Origin of the sequence: Alicycliphilus denitrificans K601 (assembly GCF_000204645.1) — a bacterium.
Classification (GTDB): Bacteria; Pseudomonadota; Gammaproteobacteria; order Burkholderiales; family Burkholderiaceae_C; genus Alicycliphilus; species Alicycliphilus denitrificans.
The window spans coordinates 3,927,766-3,943,522 of sequence record NC_015422.1; the positions used below are offsets into that span (position 1 = coordinate 3,927,766).

General features: G+C 70.7%; 13 protein-coding genes. 8 read left to right on the forward strand and 5 right to left on the reverse strand.

Going from position 1 to position 15,757, the window contains the following annotated elements:
- The first annotated feature begins 40 nt into the window (after window positions 1-40).
- Together ALIDE2_RS18710 and ALIDE2_RS18715 are read left to right on the forward strand one after the other, a co-directional pair.
- Window positions 41-952 (forward strand): DMT family transporter, encoded by a 912-nt coding sequence (locus ALIDE2_RS18710; protein ID WP_013517997.1) that lies wholly within the window; start codon window positions 41-43, stop codon window positions 950-952.
- A 53-nt stretch (window positions 953-1,005) separates the two neighbouring features.
- Window positions 1,006-1,905, forward strand: a complete 900-nt coding sequence (locus ALIDE2_RS18715; protein WP_013517996.1) for a sulfurtransferase — start codon at window positions 1,006-1,008, stop codon at window positions 1,903-1,905.
- Window positions 1,906-2,110: 205 nt separating this feature from the next.
- On the opposite strand, the gene ALIDE2_RS18720 is transcribed toward ALIDE2_RS18715, so the two are convergent.
- Together ALIDE2_RS18720 and ALIDE2_RS18725 are read right to left on the reverse strand one after the other, a co-directional pair.
- On the reverse strand, window positions 2,111-3,547 hold the full coding sequence (locus tag ALIDE2_RS18720) for an NAD-dependent succinate-semialdehyde dehydrogenase (protein WP_013722899.1): 1,437 nt from the start codon (window positions 3,545-3,547) through the stop codon (window positions 2,111-2,113).
- A gap of 237 nt (window positions 3,548-3,784) precedes the next feature.
- A complete protein-coding gene (locus tag ALIDE2_RS18725; RefSeq protein ID WP_193353129.1) occupies window positions 3,785-6,211 on the reverse strand; it encodes a DNA internalization-related competence protein ComEC/Rec2 in 2,427 nt (808 codons plus the stop codon).
- A gap of 69 nt (window positions 6,212-6,280) precedes the next feature.
- On the opposite strand from ALIDE2_RS18725, the gene ALIDE2_RS18730 reads away from it, so the two are divergent.
- Window positions 6,281-6,739, forward strand: coding sequence for a RidA family protein (locus ALIDE2_RS18730; RefSeq protein ID WP_013517993.1), 459 nt, complete (start codon window positions 6,281-6,283; stop codon window positions 6,737-6,739).
- A 107-nt stretch (window positions 6,740-6,846) separates the two neighbouring features.
- On the opposite strand, the gene parC is transcribed toward ALIDE2_RS18730, so the two are convergent.
- Both parC and ALIDE2_RS18740 read right to left on the reverse strand, forming a co-directional pair.
- Window positions 6,847-9,189 (reverse strand): DNA topoisomerase IV subunit A, encoded by a 2,343-nt coding sequence (gene parC / locus ALIDE2_RS18735; protein WP_013517992.1) that lies wholly within the window; start codon window positions 9,187-9,189, stop codon window positions 6,847-6,849.
- 55 nt (window positions 9,190-9,244) lie between these two features.
- Window positions 9,245-11,221 carry a DNA topoisomerase IV subunit B gene (locus tag ALIDE2_RS18740; protein ID WP_013517991.1) on the reverse strand — a complete coding sequence of 659 codons (1,977 nt, stop codon included), beginning with the start codon at window positions 11,219-11,221 and terminating at the stop codon, window positions 9,245-9,247.
- A 95-nt stretch (window positions 11,222-11,316) separates the two neighbouring features.
- On the opposite strand from ALIDE2_RS18740, the gene ALIDE2_RS18745 reads away from it, so the two are divergent.
- From ALIDE2_RS18745 to bamC, 5 genes are read left to right on the forward strand one after another with little or no spacing between them, the layout of a single operon-like run.
- Complete coding sequence (locus ALIDE2_RS18745) at window positions 11,317-12,534, forward strand: MFS transporter (RefSeq protein WP_013517990.1); 1,218 nt, start codon at window positions 11,317-11,319, stop codon at window positions 12,532-12,534.
- A 4-nt stretch (window positions 12,535-12,538) separates the two neighbouring features.
- Window positions 12,539-12,667 (forward strand): hypothetical protein, encoded by a 129-nt coding sequence (locus ALIDE2_RS25655; protein WP_013517989.1) that lies wholly within the window; start codon window positions 12,539-12,541, stop codon window positions 12,665-12,667.
- Entirely contained in the window at window positions 12,667-13,197 is a 531-nt protein-coding gene (locus ALIDE2_RS18750) for a class I SAM-dependent methyltransferase (RefSeq protein ID WP_013517988.1), read from the forward strand. Before ALIDE2_RS25655 ends, ALIDE2_RS18750 begins: the two co-directional genes overlap by 1 nt.
- 8 nt (window positions 13,198-13,205) lie before the next feature.
- Window positions 13,206-14,102: a 4-hydroxy-tetrahydrodipicolinate synthase gene (dapA, locus tag ALIDE2_RS18755; protein WP_013722901.1), complete on the forward strand. Its 897-nt coding sequence runs from the start codon at window positions 13,206-13,208 to the stop codon at window positions 14,100-14,102.
- Between the two features lie 34 nt (window positions 14,103-14,136).
- Window positions 14,137-15,225, forward strand: a complete 1,089-nt coding sequence (gene bamC / locus ALIDE2_RS18760) for an outer membrane protein assembly factor BamC (protein WP_013517986.1) — start codon at window positions 14,137-14,139, stop codon at window positions 15,223-15,225.
- A gap of 111 nt (window positions 15,226-15,336) precedes the next feature.
- On the opposite strand, the gene ALIDE2_RS24680 is transcribed toward bamC, so the two are convergent.
- A complete protein-coding gene (locus ALIDE2_RS24680; RefSeq protein WP_041701087.1) occupies window positions 15,337-15,591 on the reverse strand; it encodes a hypothetical protein in 255 nt (84 codons plus the stop codon).
- Window positions 15,592-15,757: the final 166 nt, after the last annotated feature.

Below are 15,757 nucleotides of genomic sequence, written 5' to 3' on the forward strand. Positions count from 1 at the left end.
AGGCGCCAGCAGCTTTTTCCGCATAAGAACCAAGGTTTCCATGCAAGCGCTCTGGATGGTATTGGCGGCGTTCCTGTTCGCCAGCATGGGGGTGTGCGTCAAATTCGCCTCGGCGTACTTCAATTCGGCCGAGATGGTGTTCTACCGCGGCATCATCGGCATGGCCGTGCTCTGGTGGCTCGCGCGCTCGCAGCAAGTGGCGCTGGCGACGCGCTACCCCGGCATGCACGCCTGGCGCAGCCTGATCGGCGTCCTCTCCATCAGCGCATGGTTCTATGCGATCGCCCACCTGCCGCTGGGCACGTCGATGACGCTCAACTACATGAGCAGCGTGTGGGTCGCGGCCTTCATCGTGGGCGGCGCGCTGTTCACGTGGCGCCCCTCCAGCCGCCAGCCGCGCCCGCCGCTGCAGGTGCCGCTGCTGCTGACGGTGCTGACGGGCTTCGCGGGCGTGGTGCTGATGCTGCGGCCCAGCCTGGGCGACAGCCAGGGCTTCGCCGCGCTGATCGGCCTGGGCTCGGGCCTGGGTGCGGCCCTCGCCTACATGCAGGTGGTGGCGCTCTCGCGCCTGGGCGAGCCCGAGACGCGCACGGTGTTCTACTTCGCCACCGGATCGGCCGTGGCGGGCGCGGCGGCCATGGCCGTCACGGGCATGTCCTCCTGGCCCGGCTGGCCCGCGCTGTGGCTGCTGCCGCTGGGCATGCTGGCGGCGCTGGGGCAGCTGTGCATGACGCGCGCCTACTCGCGCGCCCTCACGCCGCGCGGCACGCTGGTGGTGGCCAACCTGCAGTACTCGGGCATCGTCTTCGCCGGCATCTACGGCGTGCTGCTGTTCGGCGACCAGCTGCCGCTGGCGGCCTGGGCCGGCATGGCGATCATCGTCGCCAGCGGCATCGCGGCGACCGTGCTGCGCACCCAGGCGGCGCCGGACACGCCGGCGGAAGAACACTAGGTTCCGCCTAGGGCCACAATGAAGGCTTCGACATTCCTCGACGAAGCACTTCCATGCCATTCACCACGCTGATCTCCGTTTCCGAACTGCAGGCCCTCGTGCGCAGCAGCCAGCCGCTGATGGTGTTCGACTGCAGCTTCGACCTGGCGCAGCCCTCGCTGGGTGCCGCGCAGTACCGCGAGGCCCACCTCCCCGGCGCACTGCACACCGACCTCGACAAGAACCTGAGCGCCCGGCACGGCGCACCCGGGCACGGCGGCACGCTCACCGCCTCGGCGGCCGACGAGCCCGCCTCGGGCGGGCGCCACCCACTGCCAGGCCGCGAGCGCTTCGCCACCTGGCTCTCCAGCATCGGCTTCTCCAACGACATGCAAGCCGTGGTCTACGACCGCAACGGCGCCAACTACTGCGGGCGCCTGTGGTGGATGCTCAAGTGGGCGGGCCACGACGCCGTGGCCGTGCTCGACGGCGGCCTGCAGGCCTGGCAGGCAGCGGGCGGCAAGCTGGCCAGCGGCGAAGGGCCCGCGCGCTTCCAGTCCAACTTCGAGCTGCGCGCGCCGCTGCGCCGCCTGGTGGGCGTGCAGGAGGTGCTGGAACACCTGGGCCGGCCGCACCAGACCCTGGTCGACGCGCGCGCCACGCCGCGCTTTCGCGGCGAGGTCGAGCCGCTGGACCCCGTGGCGGGCCACATCCCCGGCGCGCTCAACCGCCCCTTCGGCCTGAACCTGGGGCCCGACGGCTGCTTCAAGAGCCCCGGGCAGCTGCGCGCCGAATTCCAGGATCTGCTGGGCGGACGCCCGCCAGCCAGCGTGGTGCACCAGTGCGGCAGCGGCGTGAGCGCCGTGCCCAACCTGCTGGCCATGGAGATCGCCGGCCTGGGGCCGACGGCCCTGTTCGCGGGCAGCTGGAGCGAGTGGTGCAGCGATCCGGCCCGGCCCGTGGAGCGCGGCTGAAGCGCATCAACGGAAAGCCCGGGGGCCTTGCCGATCACCGGGGCTTGCAGCTTCGCTGCGCCGCGATCAGTGGCCGCAACGCCTGAATCCGGCGCAACGCAGGCCAGCAGACGCCGCGCAAGGGCCGCCCCGCCGCGCTGGCGTCGTCCCCCTTCCCGGCGCCAGCCGAGAGAAGGGGGAAGCCGCGTAGCGGCTCAGGGGGTTGTCACACATTCGTGATCGAGATCGCGCGCGTGTTCAGGCAGGCCTCCAGCGCCTCCGGCCCGCCCTCCGAGCCGTAGCCCGAGTCCTTGATGCCGCCGAACGGCAGCTCAGCCGAGGGTGTGGCAGGCTGGTTGATCCACAGCATGCCCACCTCCACGCGCTGCGAGAGCAGGTGCGCGTTCTTGAGCGAGCGCGTGAACGCGTAGCCCGCCAGGCCGTAGGGCAGGCGGTTGGATTCGGCGATGGCGTCCTCCAGCTTGGTGAAGCCGCGCACCGAGGCCACGGGACCGAAGGGCTCCTCGTTGAAGATGCGCGCGCTCGTGGGCACGTTGTCGAGCACCGTGGGCGCGAAGAAGTTGCCCACCTCGCCGATGCGCTCGCCGCCGGCGCGCACGGTGGCGCCGCGCTGGACGGCGTCGCCCAGCAGCTCCTTCATGGCGGCCACGCGGCGCGGGTTGGCCAGCGGGCCCATCTGCGTGCCCTTGGCCAGGCCGTCGCCCACCTTCAGGCCCTGGGCGTGGCGCGCGAGCGCGGCCACGAAGTCGGCGCGCACGTCCTCGTGCACCAGGAAGCGCGTGGGCGCGATGCACACCTGGCCGGCGTTGCGGAACTTGGCGCCGCCCGCGGCCTTGACTGCCAGCTCGATGTCCGCGTCCTCGCAGACGATCACCGGCGCGTGGCCGCCCAGCTCCATGGTCACGCGCTTCATGTGCTGGCCGGCCAGGCCCGCGAGCATCTTGCCCACGGGCGTGGAGCCGGTGAACGTGACCTTGCGCACGATGGGGTGCGGGATCAGATAGTTGGAGATTTCGGCCGGGTTGCCGTAGACCAGGCCCACTACGCCGGCGGGCAGGCCCGCGTCGGCGAACGCGCGGATCAACTCGGCGGGGCTGGCCGGCGTTTCCTCGGGCGCCTTGACGAGCACCGAGCAGCCCGCGGCCAGCGCTGCGCCCAGCTTGCGCACCACCTGGTTGATAGGGAAGTTCCAGGGCGTGAACGCGGCCACCACGCCCACGGGGTCCTTCACCACCATCTGGCGCACGGCCAGGTTGCGCGAGGGCACGATGCGGCCGTAGACGCGCATGCCCTCGTCGGCGAACCATTCGATGATGTCGGCCGCGGCCATGGCCTCGACGCGCGCCTCGGCCAGGGGCTTGCCCTGCTCCTGCGTGAGGATGGCGGCGATGGCGTCGGCGCGCTCGCGCATCAGCGCGGCGGCGCGGCGCATGGCCCGCGCGCGCTCGATGGCAGGCACGTCGCGCCAGGCCTCGAAGCCCTTCTGCGCCGCAGCCAGCGCGCGGTCCAGGTCGGCGATGCCCGCGTGCGCCACGCGGCCGATCTCCTCGCCCGTGGCGGGATTGACGACGGGCAGCGTCTTGCCGTCGGCGGCGTCCTGCCACTGGCCGGCGATGAAGAGGCGGGTGTCGGGATAGCGCATGCTGTTGCTCCTTGTGTGTCCAGCGTGAATTCGAGACTTCGACTATAGGCCGGCGGACGCACCCGGGCGCGAACGCGGGAATTCGCTAGGGCCTGTTCACCTAAGAAACGGGAGATGCGTTGCCCCGCCGTGGGGGCATCTGCTTTGTCGCGCGGCTTGCCAATAGCTACCGCTATTGGCGCGCACCGCGCCCTGCACTGCATCCCGGCGCACTCCCGTTTCTTAGGTGAACAGGCCCTAGGGAACGGCGTGGTGCCAGTAGCGGCGCGCGGCCTCGCGCTCGCAGCGCGGCTCCTGCGGCGCGGCCGACGACCAGCGCGCCGCGCCGCACCGGGTCGTCTGCACCAGGGCGATACCGCGCTCCTGGTAGCGTGCCGCCACCTCGTGCGCGGGATGGCCGAAGCGGTTGCGGTAGCCGGCCTGCACCAGGGCCAGGCGCGGGCGCACGGCATCCACGAAGTCCTCGCTGGACGAGGTCTTGCTGCCATGGTGCGGCACCAGCAGCACATCGGCCGCCAGGAGCGCGCCGCCGGCCACCAGGGACTGCTCCTGGGCGCGCTCCACGTCGCCCGCCAGCAGGGCCGATGCGCCCGGCGGCGCTCCGGCCGAGATGCGCAGTACGCAGCTGTGGGCGTTGGGCCTGGGCGCGCGGGGGCCGGGCGCGGTGGCATCCACGCCCCGCGGCGGGTGCAGCACCTCGAAGCGCACGCCGTCCCATTCCCAGCGCCGGCCCGCCAGACAGGGCTCGATGGGCCGCAGCGATTGCAGCGGATGGCCGGCCCCGATGGAGCCCAGCACCCGCGCCTGCGGCTGCCGGGCCAGCACGGCCGCGGCGCCGCCGGTGTGGTCCGTGTCGCCGTGGCTCAGCACGAGCAGGTCCAGCCGTTCGCCCAGTGCGCGCAGCAGCGGCGCCAGCACGCGCTCGCCGGCGTCGCTGTCCTGGTGGTAGCGCGGGCCGGCGTCGTACAGCAACGCGTGGCGCGCCGTGCGCACCAGCACGGCCTGGCCCTGGCCCACGTCGGCCGCCAGCAGCTCGAACTGCCCCGGCGCGGGGCGCGGCGGCTGCCACCACAGCGCGGGCAGCAGCAGCGGCAGCCCCAGGGCGCGCACGCCCCAGGGCAGGCGCAGCGCCAGCAGCACGCCGCCGGCCACGGCCAGCGCGCCGGCCCACTGCGGCGCCATGGGCAGGCTGACCTGAGCCCAGGGCCAGGCGGCGAGCCATTGCAGCAGCACCGTGAGCCACTGCACGCACCAGGCCGCCGCCTGCCACAGCGGCGCCCACAGCACGCCCAGCAGCGCCAGCGGCGTGACCACCAGCGTGGTCCACGGAATGGCCAGCAGGTTGGCCAGCAGGCCCACGATCGAGACCTGCCCGAACAGCAGCAGCGTGAGCGGGGTGAGCGCCAGCGTCACCACCCACTGCTCGCGCAGCAATCCAAGAAAACGGCCTGCAGCGCCTGTTGGGCGGGCGCCAGCAGCTCCCATATCCGTAGCAAACAGCACCGCCACAGCCACGAAGCTGAGCCAGAACCCCGGCTGCAGCAGGGCCCACGGGTCGGCCGCCAGCACCACGGCGCAGGCAAGCAGCCACACCTGGGGCCAAGGCCAGCGCCGCCCCGACAGGCGCAGCAGCGCCACCGTGGCCAGCATGCACACCGTGCGCTGGGCCGGCACGCCCCAGCCGCTGAAGAGCGCATAGGCCCCGGCCAGCAGCACGCCGCCCGCCAGCGCCGCCGTGGGCGCGGGCAGGGCCAGGCACAGCCGGCGCGAGCGGCGCCAGGCCCGCTGGACGAGCGCCGCCGCCAGCCAGGCGAACAGCGTGATGTGCAGGCCCGAGATGCTCATGAGGTGGGCCACGCCCGTGGCGCGGAACAGATCCCAGTCCTCGCGCTCGATGGCGCGCTGGTCGCCCGTGACCAGGGCCGCCACCACGCCCATGGCGCGCTGCCCGGCTGCGTCGGCCCCGGGCGCGAGCCCGGCGTCGCGCACGCGCTGGCGCAGTTGCTCCACGGGGTGCCGCCAGGTGGCGCCCAGGCGCTCGGGCGGGCCGTGGAGCGCGTCCAGGCGCGCGCCGGTGCGCACGTAGCCCGTGGCCTGCACGCCCTGCTCCCAGAGCCACAGCTCGTAGTCGAAGCCATGCGGGTTGCGCCCGCCATGGGGCGCCTTAAGCCGCACGGTGAGACGCCAGCGCTCGCCCGCCTGCAGCGCGGGCGGGGGGCGCGCCTCGTCCTGCGCGCCACCGCCCGGGGCGCCGGCGTACCAAGACAGGTCGATGAGCCCGGGCACGCGCACGGGCGCGCCGTCGAGCAGCGCCGACTCCACCTCCAGCCGCAGGCGCAGCCCCGTCTCGCGCGGCTGCGGCATGGCGGCGACCACGCCCGTGACGCGCAGATCGCGCCCTTCGAGCTGCGGCGCGAGCGCCCCGGCAAGAAAGGCCGCAGCGCGCAGGCCGCACACGCTCCACGTCAGCAGCGCGGCCGCGAGCCAGGCGAACGCGCCCGGCCGGGGCGCCTTCCAGGCCAGGCCGGCGCCCAGCAGGGCGAGCGCCAGCGTGCCCGCGTAGGCCGGCCAGGGCCATAGCTGCGCCTGCTGCAGTTGCAGGGCCACGCCGAGCACAGCGCCCAGCAAGAACGTGTTCCCTCGATGTGGATGCTGCGCAGACATGGGCGCATGCTAAGGTACGCGCCCGCCCTAGGCGGACCGATTCTCATCCATGTGTTTGAAAGAACTGCCATGAGCGTTTACGACAAGCTGAAGGAACTCGACATCACCCTGCCCCCGCTGGCAGTGCCCGCCGCCGCCTACGTGCCCTACGTGCAGACCGGCAACCTGCTGTTCCTGAGCGGCCACATCGCGCGCAAGGACGGCAAGCCCTGGGCGGCGCAGTTCGGCAAGGACATCACGACCGAGGAAGGCAAGGCCGCCGCGCGCGCCGTGGCCATCGACCTGCTGGGCACGCTGCACGCGGCCACCGGCGGCGACCTGAACCGCGTGCAGCGCATCGTGAAGGTGATGAGCCTGGTGAACTCCACGGGCGACTTCACCGAGCAGCACCTGGTCACCAACGGCGCCAGCGAGCTGCTGGGCGAGGTGTTCGGCGACAAGGGCAAGCACGCGCGCAGCGCGTTCGGCGTGGCGCAGATTCCCCTGGGCGCCTGCGTCGAGATCGAGCTGATGGCCGAAATCGACTGAAGCAACCCGCAAAAACAGGAGCTGCCAGCGCTTGGCACACAATGGGTTGCGATGGTTTCAACCATCAAACCCAATGATAATGAGCGCTAGCAGCTCTCTTTTTTGAATTACTCCACGCGCAGCACGGCGGCCGGCTTGAAGCCCAGGTCCGCCGCCTTGCCCTTGCGCCCGCGCGTGCCGCGGGCGTTGTTCAGGCTGCGGATCTCCAGCTGCTCCTCGCGCTGCCTGCCCCCGCGCCCCACGCCGGCGATGCGCACGCTGCGCGTGTAGGCTGCCGCTCCGGCCAGGCTGTCCTTGTCCTCCAGCGCGATGAGCATCAGGCCGCGCCCGCCCTTGTCCATCTGCTTGAGCTCGCCGATATCGAACGTCAGGATGCGCCCGCCCGCCGATGCGCAGCAGACGTGGGTGGCGGCCGCGAGCGGCTGGCTGGCGCTGGTGCCCGCCACGTGCGAGGGCGCGCACAGCGTCTCGCCCTCGCCCAGCGCGACGAAGGCCTTGCCGCCCTTGTTGCGCGAGACCATGTGCTCGACCTGCGCCACGAAGCCATAGCCGCCCGAGCCGGCCAGCAGCAGCTGCGCCTGCACCGGCCCCGCGAAGTAGTGCGCGATCTGCGTGCCCGGCTCCAGCTCGATGAGCGTGGTCACCGGCTGGCCGTCGCCGCGCCCGCCGGGCAGCTGCGCCACGGGCACGGAATACAGGCGCCCGTTGCTGCCGAAGACGATGAGCTGGTCCACCGTGCGGCATTCGAAGGTGCCGTAGAGCCCGTCGCCCGCCTTGAAGGCGAAGCTGTCGGCCGCGTGGCCGTGGCCCTGGCGCGTGCGCACCCAGCCTTTCTGCGAGACGACCACGGTGGTCGGCTCGTCCACCACCTTGACCTCGGCGACGACCTTCTTTTCCTCCTGGATCAGGGTGCGGCGCGCGTCGGCGAACTGCTTGGCGTCCGCCTCGATCTCGCGGACCATCAGGCGGCGCAGCGAGGCGGGGTTGGCGAGGATGTCCTCCAGCTGCCCCTGCTCCTTGCGCAGCTCCGACAGTTCCTGCTCGATCTTGATGGCCTCCAGCCGCGCGAGCTGGCGCAGGCGGATCTCCAGGATGTCCTCGGCCTGGCGCTCCGACAGGCTGAAACGCGCCATCAGCGCGGCCTTCGGGTCGTCGGCCGCGCGGATGATGGCGATCACCTCGTCGATGTTGAGCAGCACGAGCTGCCGGCCTTCAAGGATGTGGATGCGGTCCAGCACCTTCGCCAGGCGATGCTGGCTGCGCCGCGTGATGGTCTGCTGGCGGAACTCCACCCACTCCGCCAGCATCTGGCGCAGGCTTTTCTGCACCGGCCTGCCGTCCAGCCCCACCATCGTCAGGTTGATGGGCGCGGAGGTCTCCAGGCTCGTGTGCCCCAGCAGCGCGGTGACCAGCTCCTGCTGCGGCACCCTGCCCGTCTTGGGCTCGAAGACGATGCGCACGGGCGCGTCCTTGCTCGACTCGTCGCGCACGCCGTCGAGCACGGCGAGCATGCTGGCCTTGAGCTGCTGCTGCTCCTGCGTGAGCGCCTTCTTGCCGGCCTTGACCTTGGGGTTGGTGATGTCCTCGATCTCCTCGAGCACCTTCTGCGCCGACACGCCGGGCGGCAGCTCGGTCACCACCATCTGCCACTGGCCGCGCGCCAGGTCCTCGATCTTCCAGCGCGCGCGCACCTTCAGGCTGCCGCGCCCGCCGCGGTAGGCGTCCTGGATGTCGGCCACGCTGCTGATGATCTGCCCGCCGCCAGGGTAGTCCGGGCCGGGGACGAGCGCGAACAGCTCCTCGTCGGACAGGCGCGGGTTCTTCACCAGCGCCACGCAGGCGTCGGCCACCTCGCGCAGGTTGTGGCTGGGGATCTCGGTCGCCAGGCCCACGGCGATGCCGCTCGCGCCGTTGAGCAGCGCGAACGGCAGGCGCGCGGGCAGCTGGCGCGGCTCCTGCGTGCTGCCGTCGTAGTTGGGCACGAAGTCCACCGTGCCCTGGTCGATCTCGCCCAGCAGCAGGCCGGCGATCTTCGTGAGCCGCGCCTCGGTGTAGCGCATGGCGGCCGCGCCGTCGCCGTCGCGGCTGCCGAAGTTGCCCTGGCCGTCGATCAGCGGGTAGCGCTGGCTGAAGTCCTGCGCCAGGCGCACCAGCGCGTCGTAGGCCGACTGGTCGCCGTGCGGGTGGAAGCGCCCGAGCACGTCGCCCACCACGCGCGCGCTCTTGACCGGCTTGGCTGGCGCGTTGCCGCTGTAGGACAGGCCCATGCGGTCCATGGCGTAGAGGATGCGCCGCTGCACGGGCTTGAGCCCGTCGCACACGTCGGGCAGCGCCCGGCCCTTGACGACCGAGAGGGCGTATTCGAGGTAGGCGCGCTGGGCGTAGCCGCCCAGGCCCAGGGCGTCGCCCGCGTCGGCGCCGGAGAAATCGAGAACAGGTTGGTCGCTCATGCTTTAAAAATAGGAGCTGCTGGCGCTTTTCCAGCAAGGCCTGGAGGCCAAAACATCAAATATCCACTTCCACCGCGTCGCCGTGCAGCTCCATGAGCTCGCGGCGCGAGGCGGCCTCGCCCTTGCCCATGAGCTTGGTGATGAGCCCCTCGGTGGCGGCGAAGTCCAGCGCGCCCAGCTGCACGGGCAGCAGGCGCCGCGTGTCGGGGTTGAGCGTGGTCTCCCACAGCTGCTCGGCGTTCATCTCGCCCAGGCCTTTGAAGCGGCTGATCTGGCATTTCTCGCGCGGCACGCCGTCCTTGGCGGCCTTGTCGAGGATGGCCTCCAGCTCGCCCTCGTCGAGCGCGTAGAGCTTGGCCGCGGGCTTCTTGCCGCGCGCGGGCACGTCCACGCGGTACAGAGGCGGGCGGGCCACGTAGATGCGGCCGGCCTCGATCAGCCGGGGGAAATGGCGGAAGAACAGCGTGAGCAGCAGCACCTGGATGTGCGCGCCGTCCACGTCGGCGTCCGACAGGATGCAGACCTTGCCGTAGCGCAGGCCCGAGAGATCGGGCGAATCATGGGGCCCGTGCGGGTCCACGCCGATGGCGACCGAGATGTCGTGCACCTCGTTGTTGCGGAACAGCAGGTCGCGCTCCACCTCCCAGGTGTTGAGCACCTTGCCGCGCAGCGGCAGGATGGCCTGGGTCTCCTTGTCGCGGCCCATCTTGGCGCTGCCGCCGGCGCTGTCGCCCTCCACCAGGAAGACCTCGTTGTACGCGGTGTCGCGGCTCTCGCAGTCGGTCAGCTTGCCTGGCAGCACGGCCACGCCCGAGCCCTTCTTCTTCTCGACCTTCTGGCCTGCCCTTTGCCGGGTCTGCGCGGCCTTGATGGCCAGCTCGGCCAGCCGCTTGCCGTAGTCCACGTGCTGGTTGAGCCACAGCTCCAGCGCCGGGCGCACGAAGCTGCTCACCAGGCGCACGGCGTCGCGCGAGTTCAGCCGCTCCTTGATCTGGCCCTGGAACTGCGGGTCCAGCACCTTGGCCGAGAGCACGTAGCTGGCGCGGGCGAACACGTCCTCGGGCAGCAGCTTGACCCCCTTGGGCAGCAGCGCGTGCAGCTCGATGAAGCCCTTGACCGCCTGGAACAGCCCGTCGCGCAGGCCGCTGTCGTGCGTGCCGCCGGCGGACGTGGGGATCAGGTTGACGTAGCTCTCGCGCACGGGCGATCCCTCTTCGGTGAAGGCCACGGCCCAGGCCGCGCCCTCGCCCTCGGCGAAGCTGTCGTGGCCCGCGTCGGCGAAGCCCTCGCCGCTGAACAGCGGGATCACCGGGTCGGCCGGCAGGCTCTGCGCGAGGTAGTCCGCAAGCCCCCCCTTGTACTGCCAGGCCTGCTGGTCCCGGGTCTTCTCGTTCACCAGCGACACAGACACGCCGGGCATGAGCACGGCCTTGCTGCGCAGCAGGTGGGTGAGCTCGCCCATGGGCAGCTGCGCGGACTCGAAGTACTTCGCGTCGGGCCACACGCGCACCGTGGTGCCCTGCCGGCGCTCGCCCGCCGCCAGGGGCCGGGCCAACAGGGGCTCGGCCACGTCGCCCGCGGCGAAAGCCAGGCGCGCGATCTGGCCCTCGCGGTGCGTGGACACCTCCAGCCGGGTCGAGAGCGCATTCGTCACCGACACGCCCACGCCGTGCAGGCCGCCCGAGAAGCTGTAGGCGCCGCCTTGCCCCTTGTCGAACTTGCCGCCCGCGTGCAGGCGCGTGAACACCAGCTCGACCACAGGCGCGCCTTCCTCGGGGTGCAGGCCGAAGGGAATGCCGCGGCCGTCGTCCTCCACGCTGACCGAGCCGTCCTCGTGCAGCGTGACCTTGATCTTCTTGCCGTAGCCCGCCAGCGCCTCGTCGGCGGCGTTGTCCAGCACCTCCTGGACGATGTGCAGGGGGTTGTCGGTGCGGGTGTACATGCCCGGGCGCTGCTTGACGGGCTCCAGGCCCTTGAGAACGCGGATCGAGCCCTCGGAATACGCGGATGCTGAGCTGGGTTTGACTGCCATGGCGGCGCATTGTAGTAGCTGGATATAAAGCCAGTCTTTCGGCCATACGACGCGTCCGGCAGGCAGCCGCCGCGGGTTTTCGCTACATTCGCCGGATGCACGACACGACCCGAAAACTCTCCATGGCCCAGGTGCTGATCTGCGGCGCCACCATCGTCACCCTGTCCATGGGCATACGCCACGGGTTCGGCATGTGGCTGCAGCCCATCACGCAGGACATGGGCTGGACGCGCCAGACCTTCGCCCTGGCCATGGCCATCCAGAACCTGTCCTGGGGCGTGTTCGGCATCTTCGGCGGCATGCTGTCCGACCGCTTCGGCGCCTTCCGCGTGCTGATACTGGGCGCCCTGCTCTACGCCATGGGCCTGGCCGGCATGGCGCTGTCGCCCACGCCGCTCCTGTTCTCGCTGACCACGGGCGTGCTCATAGGCGCGGCCCAGGCGGGCACCACCTACGCCGTCATCTACGGCGTGCTGGGCCGGCAGATCTCGGCCGAGCGGCGCTCCTGGGCCATGGGCGTGGCAGCGGCCGCGGGCTCGTTCGGGCAGTTCCTCATGATGCCGCTGGAGGGCCAGCTCATCCTGCGCCTGGGCTGGCAGAACGCGCTGCTCGTGCTCTCGGCCATGGTGCTGCTGATCGTGCCGCTGGCCTTCGGCCTGCGCGAGCCGGGCTTCCACGGCAGCGCACCCATCCGGCGCACGCAGTCCGCGCGCCACGCGTTCGCCGAGGCGCTGCGCTACAAGAGCTTCCTGTTGCTCACCGCGGGCTACTTCGTCTGCGGCTTCCAGGTGGTGTTCATCGGCGTGCACATGCCCAGCTACCTGCGCGACCACGGCCTGTCGCCCCAGGTGGCCAGCTACGCGCTGGCGCTGATCGGGCTGTTCAACGTGTTCGGCACCTACATCTCCGGCACGCTGGGCCAGCGCATGCAAAAGCGCCACATCCTGGCCTTCATCTACTTCGCGCGCGCCGTGGTCATCAGCGTCTTCCTGCTCGTGCCGCTGTCGCCGCTGTCGGTCTACGTGTTCTCGGCCGTGATCGGCGCGCTGTGGCTGTCCACCGTGCCGCCCACCAACGCCGCCGTGGCGCAGATCTTCGGCGTGCAGCACCTGTCCATGCTCAGCGGCTTCGTGTTCTTCAGCCACCAGATCGGCAGCTTCCTGGGCGTATGGCTGGGCGGCTACCTGTACGACACCACCGGCAGCTACGACATCGTCTGGTACATGGCCATCGTGCTGGGCGTGGCCGCCGGCCTGATCAACCTGCCGGTGCGCGAAGGCGCCATCGCGCGCGCCACGCCGCAGGCGGCCTGAAGACATGCGCGCCGCACACAAGCGCTGGATCGCGGCCGCCCTCGCGCTGGCCGTGCTGCTGGCCGTGTTCGCCCTGTACCTGCAGCCGGAGTTCATGCGCACGCTGGCCGACCAGATCTGGGCCTGCTTCTAATGGAAGCCTCGGACTGGATCCAGCGCTGGTCGCACCTCGTGCCCGCGGGCGGCACGGTGCTCGACGTGGCCTGCGGCGCGGGCCGCCACATGCGCTGGTTTTCCGAAAGAAATCACCCCGTAACTGGCGTGGATAAAGCGCTGGAAGCTATCGAAGCAGTAGCACCCCTGGGCGAGGCGGTCCAGGCCGACATCGAGAACGGCCCCTGGCCCCTGCCGGGCCGGCGCTTCGACTGCGTGGTGGTGACCAACTACCTGTGGCGCCCGCTGCTGCCCACCATCGTGGACAGCGTGGCGCCCGGCGGCGTGCTGCTGTACGAGACCTTCGCCCAGGGCAACGAGACCGTGGGCCGGCCCGCGCGGCCCGAATTCCTGCTGCGCCCCAGTGAACTTCTGCGCGCCTGCGAGGGTCTGCGCATAGTGGCCTACGAGGACGGCTTCCTCGACGCTCCCGCGCGCTTCGTGCAGCGCATCGCCGCCGTGCGCGAGCCGCCATCGCCGCTAGTTAGAATGCCCCTTTACCGTTTTTGAACGCGGACATGACCTCTCCCAGCGCCCCCCTGACCGGCAGCATCGTCGCCCTCGTCACCCCCATGCACGACGACGGCAGCGTGGACTATCCCACGCTGCGCAAGCTCATCGACTGGCACATCCAGGAAGGCACCGACTGCATCGGCGTCGTGGGCACCACGGGCGAGTCGCCCACGGTGAACGTGGACGAACACTGCGAGATCATCCGCGTGTCCGTGGAGCAGGCCGCGGGGCGCGTGCCCGTCATGGCCGGCTGCGGCGCCAACTCCACGGCCGAGGCCATCGAGCTGGCGCGCTTCGCCAAGAAGGTCGGCGCCAACAGCCAGCTGCAAGTCGTTCCCTACTACAACAAGCCCACGCAAGAGGGCCAGTACCGCCACTTCAAGGCGATCGCCGAGGCCGTGGGCGAGCTGCCCATGGTGCTGTACAACGTGCCCGGCCGCTCGGTGGCCGACATGCTGCACGAGACCGTGCTGCGCCTCACGCAGGTGCCCGGCATCGTGGGTATCAAGGAGGCCACGGGCAACATCGAGCGCGCGCAGTGGCTCATCCGCGACGTGCCCAAGGGCTTTGCCGTGTACTCGGGTGACGACCCCACGGCCGTGGCCCTGATGCTGTGCGGCGGCCAGGGCAACATCAGCGTCACGGCCAACGTGGCGCCGCGCCTGATGCACGAGCTGTGCGTGGCCGCCATCGCGGGCGACGCGCGCCGCGCCATGGATATCCAGTTCCGCCTGCTGCCCGTGCACAAGCACCTGTTCGTCGAGGCCAACCCCATCCCCGTGAAGTGGGCCATGCAGCGCATGGGCCTGTGCGGCGGCGCCATGCGCCTGCCCATGACGCCGCTCTCCCAGGGCAACGAGGCCGTGGTCGAGACGGCCCTGCGCGCCGCGGGCCTGCTCTGACCCCCTCTCCCCGGACATCCCAAAGGATTTTCGCGTGAACGCTACCACCCGCCTGGGCCTGCTTGGCCTTGCCTTGACCCTGTCCGCCTGCTCCGTGCTGGAGAGCGACAAGATCGACTACAAAAGCGCCACCAAGGGCCCGACGCTGGAAGTCCCCCCGGACCTGAGCCAGCTCTCGCGCGAGACGCGCTACACCGTGCCCGGGAGCGCCGTGTCGGCCGCCGCCTTCGAGGCCGGCCAGGCGCAGCAGCCGCGCGGCGCCGCCAGCGCGGCGCCGCAGTCCATCGGAGACGTGCGCATAGAACGCGACGGCAACCAGCGCTGGCTGGTGGTGAACCGCGCGCCCGACCAGCTGTGGGAGCCGGTGCGCGACTTCTGGCTGGAGAACGGCTTCGTCTTCACCACGGAACAGCCCAAGCTGGGCATCCTGGAGACCGACTGGGCCGAGAACCGCGCCAAGCTGCCGCAGGACATCATCCGCTCGACCATCGGCAAGGTGTTCGACTCGCTGTATTCCACGGGCGAGCGCGACAAGTTCCGCACCCGCCTGGAACGCACCGCCAATGGCAGCACGGAGATCTTCATCACGCACCGCGGCATGGCCGAGGTCTACACCAACACCCAGAAGGACAGCACGGTGTGGCAGCCGCGCCCGGCCGATCCGGAGCTGGAGACCGAGTTCCTGCGCCGCCTGATGGTCGCGCTGGGCGTGAGCGAGGAACAGTCCAAGGCCGCCGCGGCCGCTCCCATGCCCGTCACGCCCGGCGCGCGCATGGCCACGGTGAACGACGTGCCCGTGGTGCAGCTCGACGAGGGCTTCGACCGCGCCTGGCGCCGCGTGGGCGTGTCGCTGGACCGCACGGGCTTCACCGTCGAGGACCGCGACCGCAGCAAGGGCGTGTACTTCGTGCGCTACGTGGCGCCCACGGACAAGAAGGAGCAGGGCTTCTTCAGCAAGCTGTTCTCGCGCTCGCCCGACGCCTCGGCCCCGCTCAAGTACCGCATCGTGGTGCGCAGCGAAGGCAACCAGAGCACGGTCTCGGTGCTGAACGCCGCTGGCGCGCCCGAAACCTCGGCCAACGCCCAGCGCATCGTGCGCGTGCTGGCCGACGATCTCAAGTAAGCAGCCCTCCCGCAAACGCGCCGGCCCTCCCCGGGCCGGCAACAAAAAACCCCGACCTCTCGGTACGGGGTTTTTTTACTGCGGGCCCGAGGCCCGCTGCAGGCGTGCTTCTTACTTGGCTTCGGAAGCGGCACCGGCGGCAGCGCCGGCAGCAGCGTCGGCGGCAGCCTTGGCGGCATCGGAAGCGGCGTCGGTGGCTGCGGCAGCAGGAGCCTCGGCGGAGGCAGGGGCCTCGGCGGGAGCAGCTGCAGGAGCGGGGGCTTCCACGGGAGCGGGAGCCGGTGCCGGCGCGGGTTCTTCCTTCTTGCCGCAGGCAGCGAGGGCAGCGGCAGCGATCAGGGCAGCCAGAACGACGGAGTTCTTCATTTCAATTTCCTATGGGACAGACGACAGTTTCGGAAAGCCGTGGCGCCGCCTCTTGCAGCGATGGCCCCGGCGACGGTGCTTTACTTGATATAAAGCAAAACACCAGCGGCAATACCAACTGGCGATTATAGAAAAATTTCGTCAATAGTGGATAACGCGAAGAAAT

Excerpts from the sequence above, each read along its gene's own strand:
- ALIDE2_RS18710 (WP_013517997.1), top strand. The coding sequence starts at position 41 with ATGCAAGCGCTCTGGATGGTATTGGCGGCGTTCCTGTTCGCCAGCATG.
- ALIDE2_RS18715 (WP_013517996.1), top strand. The coding sequence starts at position 1,006 with ATGCCATTCACCACGCTGATCTCCGTTTCCGAACTGCAGGCCCTCGTG.
- ALIDE2_RS18720 (WP_013722899.1), bottom strand. The coding sequence starts at position 3,547 with ATGCGCTATCCCGACACCCGCCTCTTCATCGCCGGCCAGTGGCAGGAC.
- ALIDE2_RS18725 (WP_193353129.1), bottom strand. The coding sequence starts at position 6,211 with ATGTCTGCGCAGCATCCACATCGAGGGAACACGTTCTTGCTGGGCGCT.
- ALIDE2_RS18730 (WP_013517993.1), top strand. The coding sequence starts at position 6,281 with ATGAGCGTTTACGACAAGCTGAAGGAACTCGACATCACCCTGCCCCCG.
- parC (WP_013517992.1), bottom strand. The coding sequence starts at position 9,189 with ATGAGCGACCAACCTGTTCTCGATTTCTCCGGCGCCGACGCGGGCGAC.
- ALIDE2_RS18740 (WP_013517991.1), bottom strand. The coding sequence starts at position 11,221 with ATGGCAGTCAAACCCAGCTCAGCATCCGCGTATTCCGAGGGCTCGATC.
- ALIDE2_RS18745 (WP_013517990.1), top strand. The coding sequence starts at position 11,317 with ATGCACGACACGACCCGAAAACTCTCCATGGCCCAGGTGCTGATCTGC.
- ALIDE2_RS25655 (WP_013517989.1), top strand. The coding sequence starts at position 12,539 with ATGCGCGCCGCACACAAGCGCTGGATCGCGGCCGCCCTCGCGCTGGCC.
- ALIDE2_RS18750 (WP_013517988.1), top strand. The coding sequence starts at position 12,667 with ATGGAAGCCTCGGACTGGATCCAGCGCTGGTCGCACCTCGTGCCCGCG.
- dapA (WP_013722901.1), top strand. The coding sequence starts at position 13,206 with ATGACCTCTCCCAGCGCCCCCCTGACCGGCAGCATCGTCGCCCTCGTC.
- ALIDE2_RS24680 (WP_041701087.1), bottom strand. The coding sequence starts at position 15,591 with ATGAAGAACTCCGTCGTTCTGGCTGCCCTGATCGCTGCCGCTGCCCTC.